General features: G+C 45.3%; 8 protein-coding genes. 7 read left to right on the plus strand and 1 reads right to left on the minus strand.

Annotated features, from left to right (window positions below; all coding sequences use genetic code 11):
- The first annotated feature begins 59 nt into the window (after positions 1–59).
- The 6 genes from Q0R17_RS04130 to Q0R17_RS04155 all read left to right on the plus strand — a co-directional run bounded on the left by Q0R17_RS04130 (position 60) and on the right by Q0R17_RS04155 (position 9,283).
- Positions 60–1,436: a transglycosylase SLT domain-containing protein gene (locus tag Q0R17_RS04130; protein WP_293932368.1), complete on the plus strand. Its 1,377-nt coding sequence runs from the start codon at positions 60–62 to the stop codon at positions 1,434–1,436.
- Between the two features lie 489 nt (positions 1,437–1,925).
- Entirely contained in the window at positions 1,926–2,165 is a 240-nt protein-coding gene (locus Q0R17_RS04135; RefSeq protein WP_293932370.1) for a hypothetical protein, read from the plus strand.
- 230 nt (positions 2,166–2,395) lie between these two features.
- Entirely contained in the window at positions 2,396–3,562 is a 1,167-nt protein-coding gene (locus tag Q0R17_RS04140) for a sensor histidine kinase (RefSeq protein WP_293932372.1), read from the plus strand.
- A gap of 398 nt (positions 3,563–3,960) precedes the next feature.
- Entirely contained in the window at positions 3,961–4,707 is a 747-nt protein-coding gene (locus Q0R17_RS04145; protein ID WP_293932374.1) for a LytTR family DNA-binding domain-containing protein, read from the plus strand.
- A 309-nt stretch (positions 4,708–5,016) separates the two neighbouring features.
- Positions 5,017–5,862, plus strand: a complete 846-nt coding sequence (locus Q0R17_RS04150) for a phosphate/phosphite/phosphonate ABC transporter substrate-binding protein (RefSeq protein ID WP_293932376.1) — start codon at positions 5,017–5,019, stop codon at positions 5,860–5,862.
- Position 5,863: 1 nt separating this feature from the next.
- Positions 5,864–9,283, plus strand: coding sequence for a PAS domain-containing hybrid sensor histidine kinase/response regulator (locus Q0R17_RS04155; protein WP_293932378.1), 3,420 nt, complete (start codon positions 5,864–5,866; stop codon positions 9,281–9,283).
- 360 nt (positions 9,284–9,643) lie between these two features.
- On the opposite strand, the gene Q0R17_RS04160 is transcribed toward Q0R17_RS04155, so the two are convergent.
- A complete protein-coding gene (locus Q0R17_RS04160) occupies positions 9,644–12,214 on the minus strand; it encodes a [protein-PII] uridylyltransferase (protein ID WP_293932380.1) in 2,571 nt (856 codons plus the stop codon).
- Positions 12,215–12,429: 215 nt separating this feature from the next.
- Between Q0R17_RS04160 and Q0R17_RS04165 the strand changes: the two genes are divergently transcribed.
- Positions 12,430–14,072 (plus strand): type VI secretion system Vgr family protein (locus tag Q0R17_RS04165; RefSeq protein WP_293932382.1); only part of this gene is annotated, 1,643 nt, incomplete at its 3' end.

Raw genomic sequence — 14,072 nt, forward strand, 5'->3', positions numbered from 1 at the left:
TGATACGCCCAACTCGGATACCGCGAATGATAAGACGCTTGATACGCTGTTGCTTGTTGATGAGCTTACTGCAGGCTTCGCCGCTATGGGCTAAGCCTGTGGCGAGTGTGAAAAGTACGCACCCTGCCTTAAGTAAGCCAACGCAACTGGCCGCAGCTGGGGAAAATTTTGACCCAAGTAACCCGCCAGAGCGGCTGCGGGTATTGGTGGCGCTGGGGCCATCGACCTTCTTTATTCAGAATGGTCGCCAATACGGTGTGGAGTACAGCATGCTCACCGAGTTTGAAAAGTTTCTAAATCAGGGGCGGGCCAAAGGCCAGCCGCCGCTGCGTTTGCAGTTTATTCCAGTGGATGCAGGTGAGCTTATTCCCGCTCTGCGGGCTGGGCGGGGCGATATTGCTGCGGGGTTAATGCCTGTTACAGAAGGGGCCAAGCAGTTAGTGGCTTTTTCAACGCCCTATTTACAAGATCGTTGGTGCACCCTAGGTGCAGAGGAAACCGCCAGCCTCATCTTGCCATCTGCCAGCTATGCGCAGCGCTTAATGGCAGATTTTAACGAATCAAGACGTAAAGCGGGCCATGCAGAATTTGAGGTGGAAAACGCAGCGCCAGGGGTGAGTAGCGAAATGCTCCTTTCTGAAATCAATAAAGGCGCAGATAAGACCACTCTGGCAAGCCGTTTTATTGTTGATTTATGGGATAAAACTCTGCCTAAACTGAAAGCATCGGCCAACTGTGTAGAAGAACGCGTACCGGTGGCTTGGGCTGTACGCAAAGATGATAATGCTTTGCTCTCTACTTTGAATCGCTTTGTAGATAAAGCAGGGCTGCTTGATCGGGCGGTCAAGGCTACGCGGCGTTATTTGGTGGCCGACGGTAAAGTGCAGACCACTGAGAAGCTTAGTTCCTTAGATAAATTGGCCTTTTTTGCCCCTGTTTTTCAAATTGTGGCGGCCGCAAATAATCTAGATTGGCTGCTGCTGGCGGCGATTGGGCAGAAAGAATCCGGCTTAAATTCGGTGGTGCGTAAAAAAGGCCCAACGGGCGTGATGCAAATCAACCCCGCTACGGCTCGTAGTATGGGCGTTAAAAATCCGCATGATGCAGAGGGCAATGTAACGGCTGCGGCGCGATACTTAGGCCATTTACGCGACTTTTTTCAGAATCCTGGCATCAGCGACGAAGATCAATTGTATTTTATGATTGCGGCCTATAACGCGGGTGAAGGCCGAGTACAACAATTACGCAACCAAGCCGCCGCACAAGGTTTGGATAGAAATCGCTGGCTGGGTAATGTAGAAAAGGTAGCGCTTAAATCGGTTAGCAAAGGCATGGTTGATTATGTGTCTACGGTAAGCCGTTATTACATCGCTTATCAGGCCGCTGAAAAAGCGCGTAAAAAACAGGGGGCGGTGGCTGCCAGCGATGCTAAGTAAGTCAGTGAAGCTACGCAGCACCTGCTTTTAGTCCACGAAAACACTAAATACTCGAAAAAACCAATGAAATACCTATATTCGTGGTTTGATTTACTTTTGTTTGGTCAGCGCGGTGTAGTCAATTCTGTTGAGTTAAGCACTTGTAGGATGGGCAAGGTAAACCGCCTTTGTCTTTCCTGCTTGCTAAATCAATAGAGTTGGTCGTGTGGTGGCGTTACTTGTAAGTAATTGATTTGGCTTGTTATGATTTTAATAAAACAAAAGTTAATATCGATGCGGCATTTGTGGGCGATGCATTTGGGGGGGGAGTTGTGTAATTAGCAGTCAGTCGGTGTAGGGGTTATTGAATGTATTTCACCTATTCAGTCTGCATTCTAGTCGGGGTTTTCTGCAGTTTAATCCCTGTATTAAGCGCTTGATCGCAGCACTATTTAAGCCTGTTATTGATTTGGCTACAGTGACATCATCTTAACCCGTTTAGAGAATGTCATGAAAGCCTTTATCCTTATCGCTACTGTGATTGCTTTTTCATCGCCTGTTTTTGCACAAACCTCGGCTAGTGATGCGCAGATTATTAAACTGCCTAGAATAGAAGTGATTGCTAAGCGCCAGCCACAAATTATTAAGTTACCAAGAATAGAAGTGGTGGCTAAAAGAAAGTCTGCGTTTATGGGGCAGTCATTAACGTCGGTAAAAAAAATAAACCTAATTACGCCATATAGTGCGTAATGAATTGATATCAGGCATAACGTTTTTTAGCCTACTCAATATAAACTGATTCAGTCTCTTGCATGTGCGATGTTCTTATATTAATTAGCGAAAGTGCAGTATGCAGTATTTAAATTATTCAAGACCTAGGGCGCATGTCTTTTGCTGGGCAGGTAAAGTTTTTGCAAGCGAAGGTGATGATGTTCTGTAGTGAAATTGAGCAAAATAAGTAACGAGGAAAGGGATTGTTGATGGCAGATATTCAAAACATAAAGAATAAACTCAAAAGTGTCTTTGAGGAGTTTAAAGTCATTTTTGATCGGCTAGCGGTTTGGGTGATTCAGCTCAGCTGGGGTAAGTTTATTTTTTTGGTAATTCTTCTGTTGGTTTTAGGTGGGGCGTTAGGAGATGGACTTAAGTTACTTGTAGATATTGAAGATGGGGCTAGCCCGCCTCCACAGCCGCATATCGTGCTAAAAATTAGTGAAGAAAAAAAAGAGCAGATTAGAGGAGAAATTAAAGAAAAAGTATTAAATTTAGAGGAATTAAGTGATGTCTCCGAGCAAAAGAAACTACGGCTTGCCGATGATCTGACTGATATTATAGATGTATTTAATCTTTTTGATGAAATGGGCGACATAGTAGTCCCCCCCGCGCCTAAAGTTTCTCATGCCCATATAGAAGTAAATGATATTGTGGCTGTGTTTGTATTAATGCTGTTGGGGATTAAAGTCTTAATGGGGGGTAAAAAACGTGCAGAAGCTTTGGCTCGTGAATCTCAAAAAGAAGCAGAAAGAGAGTCGTTATTAAGGCAGGTGGCTGAAGCTAAAATACAAATGATGCAGGCGCAAATTGAGCCCCATTTTTTGTTTAATACCCTAGCATCAGTTGAGTATTTAATTGAAACGGATCCTCCCCGCGCCGCAGCAATGCAAAGCAGCTTGATTAAGTACTTACGCCAGGTTTTACCGCAAATTAGGGAGCACGCTGCGAGTAATAATCTAGGCCGAGAAGCCGATATGGTAACGGCGTATTTGGTGTTATTAAAAATGCGGATGGAAGAGCGCTTAGATTTTAAGATTAATATATCTGAAGGCCTACGCTCGGCAGCCTTTCCACCGATGATTTTGCAAACATTAGTTGAAAACGCAATTAAGCATGGCTTAGAGCCAAAAACTGAAGGTGGATTATTAATTGTTAACGCAGAAGTAGCGCATCAAAAACTGCGTATTACGGTAATAGACAATGGTTTGGGCTTTGGTATGGCAAAAAGTAGTGGCACCGGTTTAGGTTTGCAAAATGTGCGCGAACGATTAGCTTTGCTTTATAAAGGGCAGAGTCAATTTTTAATTACTGAAAACAAACCAAGTGGTGTTTGTATTACGATTGAAGTGCCTTATACTTTGGCTGCGGTTTAATAGATCACCTAAGTAGATAGGCAAAAGTTTTCTTGCATCGTTGTCTTGCCTTGTCGTACTAACTGTACTGCCTGCGGCTTCGACGCCTTGCCATAAAACTTTTGCACAAGTACTTACTCTATTTCGCTGCATAAAAAATATAATTCAGGGTGCCACGAGAAACCTATATTTCTAAATAAGACAAGGCGCGTATTAAAAAATAGACGCTGCATATGTTTGATATGTAAGGAGATTTTTTTAATACGCAACGTAGTATTATGACGAAAGATGGGTTTTTCGAGGTTCCCTGCAATGTAATATGGAGCTTGATGCGGAGTATGCAAAGCCCAACATTCTTTAGTGGATGGTTGGGTTTTGTTTCGCTCAAGGCCAAGCTACGTTTTTTGAGGAGTTGTGCTATGCCCACTGCGCTGATTGCGGACGATGAACGTTTAATGCGCGATCAATTAAAGCTACGTTTGGCGCAGGTTTGGCCAGAATTAGAAATTATTGCGGAAGCTAAAAATGGTGAAGAGGCGATTAGCCTTACTTTGGAGCATAATCCTGATTTTGCTTTTTTAGATATTCGTATGCCGGGTACCACAGGCTTGGAAGCGGCTCAGGCTATTTCACAATCAACGCATGTGGTTTTTGTTACGGCTTATGACCAATATGCGGTGGAAGCCTTTGAGCATGGCGCAATTGATTATGTATTAAAGCCTGCGGATGTAGAACGCCTTGCTTTAACCGTGGAGCGATTAAAAAAACGCTTAGTTAATCCACCCAATGATATGCAAGACTTAATAGCTAAAATTGCGAAACAAGTAACACAAAAGCCTGTTTATTTACAGTGGATACAGGCATCTATTGGCCAAGAGCTACGTTTGATTCCCGTGGATGATGTATTGTTTTTTCAATCAGATGAAAAATATACACGGGTACAAACAAAAAACTATGAGGCCTTAATTAGAAAACCAGTACGTGATTTGCTAGAAGAATTAAATCCAGATTTATTCTGGCAAATTCACCGCGCAACTTTGGTTAATAGCAAAGCGATTGAAGGTGTAGTTAAAGATTTGCGTGGGCGCTTATTGGTGAAAGTAAGTGGTTTAGATGAAAAACTAGAAGTGAGCCGCAGTTTTACACACTTGTTTAAACAGATGTAATTGCCAAGTGGGCTGATTGCTTACTCTGCAGCGATACATTATTAAGCCTGATTATGCCTCTTGCTCAAATAAAACCATGTATTGCATGTAGGCCAACACACTGGGCAGCTGTTTACTACGTCCTGTTTAGCAAAGGCGCAGTAAGCAGTAGCCCTACACGTTATATTCCTTCACGTTGTTCATCTCAGATAAATAACAAAAAATGAGTATGAGGCATAATCCGCTTATTAAAAATATCCCGCACAGTCTGACAAAAATATAAATTAGGCACTATTCTTCTACTAAGTTTTATGCTTGTTTGGAGAAGAAATGCGTAAGCTTTTGCAGGGACAGATATGGGTTCTTTATGTTGGGCTATTGTTTGCCGCAGCAAGCACGTTTGCAGCTACTCCGTTCAAATATACTTTTACGGTGGTTCCCCAGTTTAATCCTAGCCAGTTACACCAGGAGTGGACGCCCGTTTTGCAGCGCATTTCGCGCGAGACGGGTATTGTGCTAGAGCTTAAATTAGTCAGCACCTTCTCTTTGTTTGAAGAGGAGTTAAAGAAGGGCTCGGCTGATTTTGCTTACGTCAATCCTTACCATGTGGTGATGAGTAAATCCGCTCAAGGCTATATGCCGATACTGAGGGATAGCACACCTATATTTGGTATTTTATTGACTCGCCGCGATAGCCCATTTAAAACCGCTCACGATTTAAATGAGCAAACTATTGCGTTTCCTGCAGCGAATGCATTTGCGGCTTCACTATATATGCGTGCGCTATTAGCGGAGCAAATTGGTATTCGATTTAGCGCACGTTATTTGAGTACACATTCTAATGTGTTTAGGCATTTGGCTAGAAATGAAGTTGCGGCGGCAGGCAGTGTTAGCTCGGCTTTTAATGATGAGCTGCCAGAGCTGCGCGAGCAGTTACAGATTATTTATAAAACGCCTGAAGTGGCATCGCACCCTTTGGTTGTCCACCCACGGGTAAGCGCTGCGGTGCGAGATGCGATAAAGCAGGCTTTTTTAGATTTAAGTAAGGATGAGGCAGGACGCGCACTCCTTAAAGAAATTCGCTTCCCTAATCCGGTGCTGGCTAACTACGCCAAAGATTATCAGCCTTTGGAAGCATTAAAGCTGCAAAAATATTTTGTTACTGAGAGTAGATAGCATGATTAAGCCGCCGTGGGTTACTCATTTGCAGCGAGCTTTTTATCAGAGCTTGCCACCTAGCTTAGTGCGCCAAATTATGCTGCTGACTACAGTGTGCTTGGTGGTTTCTATTCTTGGCTCCGGTGCGTATACGGCGCAAAAACAAACCGCTTTGCTAAGAGAAACCATCACTCAGCATATGTCCTCGCTCGCGCAAAACTTGGCGGTGGTTGATGCGCAGTTTTTGCTGGTGGGGGATTTGATGAGCATTGAAGCGATTTCAATGCAGACGATAGCAACCCCCGATGTGCTATCGGTACAAGTGCTGGACGAAAAAGGCAAGATACTGAGCGAAGTGATTAAGCAAAATGGTCGTGTATTGCCGCGATTTAGTGCCGATAAACTGGTTATTCCTAGTGAGGCTAAATCATTTACTTTGCAAGACCCTAAGCAATTGCTCAATGGCCTAGGGCGGGTTGACACAATGTCGGCATGGCAGCCTATTATTGCTGGCTCAACCATTGGTTGGGTTAGGGTGAGTTATCACATCCATAGCCTAAAGCAGGCCGCATTTGCTATTTGGGTGCAAGCCTTGGTGATTATTGTGTTGGCAATTGGAATCACGCTGTATTTGTTGAGTTTATTACTGCGGCCACCACTGCGTGCTTTACAAGCGGCTACACAGTTTGCGGCAGATTTGGACCATATGCAGGGTGAAAAAATTCAGGAATCAACAAATATTGTGGAGATTGCGGCACTTAATAAAGCATTGAATTTAGTCTCTGCACGTTTGTTTTCCCAAAGCACGCACTTAAAGAATAAACAGTTTGCATTGGATCAGCACGCTATTGTGAGTGTGTCTGATTTAAGCGGAAATATTAGCTATGTGAATGATCTGCTTTGTAAAATTAGTGGCTATAGCCGTGAGGAATTACTAGGGCAAAGCCATAGAATATTAAACTCTGGATTTCATCCAATTGCATTTTTTACTGCGCTTTGGCAAGACATCAGTAACGGAAAAGTGTGGCATGGGGAAATTAAAAACCTGAGTAAAAATGGTGAGTATTATTGGGTTGATTCAACCATTGTTCCCTTATCGGGGCCCGATGGTAAGCCAGAGCAATATATTGCTATTCGCACAGATATTACTGCCATTAAAAATTATGAATTGTCTTTGCAAGAAGCCAAAGCCACGGCAGAAGCTGCAACGCTAGCTAAAAGCCAGTTTTTGGCCAATATGAGCCATGAAATTCGCACCCCAATGAATGCCATCTTGGGCATGCTTAAATTGCTACAAAATACCGAGCTAAGCGCTCAGCAAATGGATTACACCAGTAAAACAGAAAGTGCCGCGCAATCATTATTGGGTTTACTGAACGATATTTTGGATTTTTCCAAAATGGAAGCCGGCAAAATGGAGCTTGATCCTCAGCCATTTAGGCTGGATCAGCTTATGCGGGATTTATCGGTTATTTTATCGGCGAATATAGGCCCCAAGCCGCTTGAAGTACTCTTTGATATCGACCCCGCCACCCCTAAAGCTTTGATTGGTGATGTACTAAGACTACGCCAAGTGCTGATTAATTTAGCGGGCAATGCCATCAAATTTACTGCTGAAGGTGAGGTGGTGATTCAGATTAAGGTACTTGCCCAATCGGATAGCACCACCACCTTGCAAATTGCCGTTAAGGATAGTGGGATTGGCATTGCGCCAGAAAATCAGCGCACTATTTTTGAAGGCTTTGCGCAGGCGGAGGCATCCACAACTAGGCGGTTTGGTGGCACAGGGCTGGGCTTATCGATTTGTAAGCGCCTAGTGGAATTGATGGGGGGCGAGTTAAAACTAGATAGCCAACTTGAGCAGGGTAGTACGTTTTATTTTACGCTAACCCTGGCATCAACAAATGAGTTACTTGGGGATGTGGGTGGAGCGGGCTCTAGAGCCAATGCGCTTAAAAATCTGCAAGTTTTGGTGGTGGATGATAACGCAACTGCACGCGAGATCATGCTGGAAATGGTTCAGTCTTGGGGCTGGCAGGCGGATGTGGCCGAGGGAGGGGCGCAGGCGATTTCCCTTGTTGAAACCCGCATAAGAACGGGGAAAATTGGCTATCAAGTGATGTTTGTTGATTGGCAAATGCCAGAAATGGATGGCTGGGAAACGTGTTTGCGTATCCGAGAGATCATCGCCCATGCCCCCATGAGCGATGCGCCAATTATCATTATGGTGACGACACATGGCAGAGATTTACTCGCGCAAAGGAGCCCCAAGGAGCAGGCGCTATTGAATAGTTTTCTAGTTAAGCCGATTACGGCATCCATGCTGTTTGATGCAGTAGCGGATGCTAAATCGGGGCTGAGTAATTTACGTGCAGGGATAAGGAATGAGAGTGTAAAACCACTGCGCCTAGAGGGGATAAGGCTATTGGTGGTTGAAGATAATTTATTAAATCAGCAAGTTGCACAAGAGTTATTGACGGCGGAAGGGGCGTTGGTTGAGGTGGCCGCCAATGGCCAACTGGGGGTGAATGCCATTATTAATGCGGTTCAACCCTTTGATGCCGTGCTGATGGATGTGCAAATGCCGGTGATGGATGGTTATATGGCAACGCATATTATTCGGCATGGCTTAGGGATGGCCAGCTTGCCTGTGATTGCCATGACGGCCAATGCCATGGCGTCTGATCGAAACGCTTGCTTGGCGGCGGGCATGAATGATCATATTGGTAAGCCTTTTGATTTATTAAACCTGATTCAAATTTTACACAGCCATATTAGGCATTCTTGCCTTGATAATTTATTCCCTAAAACGCTGGAATTACCGAAAGAGGCACTTGTTGAGCAGCCCGAAGTTGCATCAATTGATCAACAGGGGGCACTAGAGCGCTTGGGTGGCAATAAAGTTTTATATGAACGGATATTGGCCGCTTTTTTGGGCGAAATTACGGCAATGCCAGATCAATTGGATGCGTTATTGCAAGTCAATAATCAGGCCGATGCGGCCCGTTTAATGCATACGCTTAAAGGGATGGCCGCCACGGTAGGGGCAAACTATTTAGCTTCAATGGCATCAATAGCAGAAGGTGAACTTAAATTGGATGAGAGTGATTTTGCTAAACACGATTTATCCCTGCGCTTTCGGGCGGCTGTGCAGCTTACAATGCGGGCACTGGGGCAAGATGTGCCATTAGCTAGCACAGCTTTGCCTAAGCTCGATATCCCGCGTTTAATTGCCGATGTGCAAGAGCTGCATAGCCTACTTAATCAATCTGATATGTTGGCCTTTGATGTACACGCACGCTTGAAAAAAACGCATATTGAAACCATGAATGGTGAGCTAAAAGGGCTGAATAACGCCATTGCCACATTCGATTACGCAGAAGGCGTACTTCAATGCGAAGCCTTATTAAAAAAATACAGCGTGTTATTGGCTAGCTAAAAAAACAATGGGGCTGCAAGTAGTAATCAGATAGTTCATGAGTTTTAAGCGGGATAAAAAACATCATCGTGAGTATTTCATCGGAAAGCTAATTACATCGCGGAATTACCGCCCCCGACAAAGCATTCAAGGGCAGGCCGAAAATGCGGGAATGACGATGCTGATTTTTGTAATACACAACAACTTATCTGAGTATGCCCCTTGCTCATTTTTTGTCGTTTACCAGAGATGATCGATATGAAGGGATATAAACTGTAGGGGCGCAGCAAGCAGCACCCCTACAGCATATTCGCCTACATGCAATATATGGCTTTGTTTGAGCAAGAGGCATAATCAGATAATAATTTATGACTTTGATCCTTAATAAGTATTAATCGCCTGTAATAACTCCGCCTCTAAAGCGCGTGATGCGTGTTGATCTTTAAGTAATTCACCACTAATCAAAAAATTATCTTCTGCTCGCTCGCCCAGCGTCATGATTTTTGCTGATTGAATTTCAATATGTTTATTGGCAAGCACGCGGGCAATGGTGGATAGCAAACCGGTTCTATCGCCAGCCGCAATCGATAGCACATGGTATTTGCCACGCTCATCCGCCCTAATCATCACATGGGGCTGAATAGGAAAATGCTTTAATTGCCGTGAAATACGCGTTTTATGCACTGAGGGTAGTGGCAAGGATTTTTCTAATTGCTGGCTAAGCTCAAACTCGATATAGCCGATTAAATCGCGGTAATGATCAACGCGATTATCAGGAATATAAATATAAAAACTGTCCAGCGCATAGCCATTTTGCGTGGTATGAATATGCGCATCAAAAATGGTATAACCCGCGCGTTCAAAAAAACTGCAGATTTGCGCAAATAAATCATTTTTATCCAAGCTATACACCATCACTTGCAGGCCTTCGCCAGATTCTGAAAGCCTAGCCCGCACAATAGGCTTGGTGGTGTTGACGCGTGAAAATAACATACGGGTGTGCCATGAAATTTCTTTTGCATCATGGCGTAAGAAATACACGGTATCGAGTACTTTCCAGAAATCCTCATGTGCATCTTGGCGTAAGCCATGCAGGCGAATGAGCCGCAGTGCTTCATCTTGGCGCTCTTCTAGCCAAGAGCGCGTTGGAGCGGTTTGGCTACTTAATAGCCGCTGGGTGGATTTAAATAAGTCTTCTAATAGCTTGGCTTTCCATGCATTCCATACTTTGGGGCTGGTGCCACGAATATCGGCAACAGTCAGCAAATAAATAGCCGTTAACTTGCGCTGATCTCCTACCCAAGCGGCAAAGGCTTGTATGGTTTCAGGGTCATACACATCTTGTTTTTGGGCGACGGACGACATCGTGAGGTGATGCTCAACCAGCCAAGTGATAAGTTGGCTATCTTCACTAGCAAGTGGCATGCTGGTGCACCATTTAGCCGCAATCTCTTTGCCCAGCAGGGAGTGATCGCCACCACGACCCTTGCCAATGTCATGAAATAGCGCGGCTAGATATAAAACCTCAGGGCTATCGAATTCGGCTAATAATCTGGAGCACATTGGATATTCGTGCGTAAATGCATTAACGGCAAAGCGCCGCACATTGCGTAATACCATTAAGGTGTGTTCATCCACCGTATAAACATGAAATAAATCATGCTGCATTCGGCCCACAATTTGCCCAAATTCAGGAATAAATCGGCCTAATACACCGTATTGATTCATGCGGCGTAATACCCGCGTTAAGCCACGCGGCTGTCTAAAGATATCAATAAAAAATTGCTTATTGGTGGGGTTGCTACGGAATTCATCATCAATGAGTGATCTAGCATGCCATAGCGCCCTTAGCGTGGCGGGGCTAATTTCTTTGGCGTCGCGTATGCTTTCTAATTGCCAAAACAACTCTAAAATCGTGGAAGGGGTCTGCTCAAATACATCAGGGGAGGTGATTTCAATGGCCTCGCCACGTAATTGAAAGTACGTATTGATTGGAATAATCTCTACGCCAATTTGCGAGAATATCCGCGCGCGCAATGCTGCAATTAAGAGCGGTGCTAATTGGCTGATAATCCTTGCCGCACGATAATAGGTGGCCATTAAAGCTTCACTGGCCCTGAGACGAATCGAGCCTTTTTCGCTATCCTCAAATTTAAAACTACTTGCTAGTGCGTGTTGATAATCAAAAAGGATGCGATCTTCGCGGCGCTTGGCTAACCAATGTAATTGGATACGATAGGCCCGTAATACTCTTTCAGCATTTTCTAGTTTATTGATTTCTTCGGGGGTCAGCATATCCAGCGCGGCTAGAGCATGCCAATCACGGCCTAAGCCTTGGCTGGCGGCAATCCAGCCAATTAAATGTAAATCACGTAATCCACCCGGTGCTTCTTTGATATTAGGCTCAAGATTATAAGTGGCATTTTGAAAGCGCCCATATCGCGCCTGCTGTTCTAATAGCTTGGCCTCAAAGAATTCTTTGGTATCGATATAGCGATGTACCGTGTCATAAAATTCTTTAAAGCGCTCAGGATCCCCCACCAAAAGCCGCGCTTCTAAAATGGCGGTTTGCACGGTGATATCTTTTTCAGCCTCGTGCATACAGTCGGCCGTGGTGCGTACCGAATGGCCTACTTCCAAGCCAATATCCCATAGCTCACCCACAAAGACTTCGAGCTTTTCTAGCAGTGCTGGCGAGGGCAAATCGGGCAGTAAAATCAGTAAATCCACATCTGAATAGGGAAACAATTCCCCTCTGCCATAGCCTCCAACTGCCACCAGTAGTACCTCATCAATAAACTGATGCCTGCCCCACAGCTCGTTTAATGTGCGATCTGTTAGCTGTGTGAGCTCGCCCAAGAGAGCCAAGGCTTCGCTTGGTGTATCAAAGCGTTGGTGTAAGGCCGCTTTATCAGCAGCATAAGAAGCTCGGATGGCACTAACAGGACGCATAACTTAGCCTAGTGTAAGGTGGTGCTGTAGTTTATAGGAGAAAAGGGCAGGGAGTGTTGTGCGATGTTGTCTATGGATTTTGTGAAAGCGGCTAGGGTATTTTGCTTACGATTTATTGTGAGTTTACTGTAATAAATAACAGCTATTTGTAATTTTGTGGACATTTTAATATTACGTCGGGTATTCTTGGCGATTGATAAAATTGTGGAACAACCATGCGCCCCGACCAGCTTCTTGCCTCTTTCGCAGCTGCTTTTAATCAAGATAAGCGATTGATCTCATTGCAGATTGGTGATGGTGTGGCATGGGGTGATCAGTTGCTACCTCAGCAGGTAACGGGGGAGGAAGGGCTCAATCGGCCTTTTCTTTACAGCATTAATTGTTTGTCTGCTGACGCTGCTTTGGAGCTTAAATCTTTACTTGGCTTACCGATCGTTTTATCGATTACGGATGCAGAAGGAGGAGTGGTAGAGCGCTGTGGGGTGGTTTCTCAGGCGCAATTATTGGGCTCTGACGGTGGCTTTGCTCAATACAAGCTGACGGTAGAGCCGCCGTTTGCATTGCTCAGATACCGGCTTACTTCGCGGGTACTGCAAGATTTAAGCGTGCCAGACATTATTAAAAAGATATTGGCCGAGCATCAAGATAAAAACCCCGTCTTTGCATCAGTACAAACGCTGGATTTCAAGCTGTCTGGCGATTACCCTCCCCAATCGTATACCACTCAAAAAAATGAATCTGATTATGCGTTTCTATGCAGAATCATGCAGCGTGAAGGCTTATCTTGGCGCTTCGTTCATTTAGCCGGTGATTCACCGCAAGTACAACTGGTGATTTTTGATGATGCTTACGCCATTCCAGAAGCCAGTGATTCGCACGTCAGATTTCATAGAGCGTCGGCCACGGAGGAGGCGGATTCCCTCACCGACTGGACGACTCAGCGCCAGCTAGGCAGCAGCAGCGTCGCCTTAGCCAGCTTTGATTACAAGGCCGTTAAGACCAATCAAAGTTTTGATGACAGCTCGGTTGATCAGGGTGAAGGCGGCCAGCAAATCCAGTCCAGTTTTGAAGATTACGGCTCACTCGCGCACTACTACGCGAACAATGCCGAAGACCTTAGTCACTACGCACAACTACGCCAGCAATCGCACGATCAGGCTAAAAAATCTTTTAGCGGCTCTGGCACTTTGCGATCTTTGCAGGCTGGGCAATGGTTTCGTTTAGAAGACCACCCGGCCCATGAATGGGACGAGGCAGAAAAAAGAGAGTTCGTAGTTACCGAGCTTAAATTCACCGCCAATAATAATTTACCCGTTGATCTAACCCAGCAACTGCTGATGCTGGCACCTAGCCTATTGGCTGGCTCTAATCCTGCGGTCGCGACGGAGAATGCACCTTATCAGGCAGACTTTACCGCCCAGCGCAGAGGGCAAGCACTCACCCCTCGCTATGACGAAAGCAGCCAGCCCAGCAGCTTTGGCGTGCAAACCGCCACCGTAGTTGGCCCTGCCGGAGCAGAAGTCCATACCGACGAGCTGGGCCGGATAAAAATTCAATTTTCATGGCAGAGAGCCGCAGAACACCCTGAGTTTGGTGCAAATCTGGATGATAAGTCGTCCTGCTGGGTTCGCGTTGCTTACCCTTCGGCGGGGGCAAGCTGGGGCCATCAATTTATCCCCAGAATCGGGCAGGAAGTTTTAGTCAGCTACCTCGATAACGATATCGACCGGCCCATTGTGACGGGCGTGGTTCACAACGGTAGTCATCCTCCGGCCACCTTTAGCGGGGCGGGTGCACTGCCTGCCAATAAAACGCTCTCTGGAATTAAGACTAAAGAACACGATGGCGGCCAATATGG

The organism is Iodobacter sp., assembly GCF_025352645.1.
In the GTDB taxonomy this organism is placed as follows: Bacteria; Pseudomonadota; Gammaproteobacteria; order Burkholderiales; family Chitinibacteraceae; genus Iodobacter.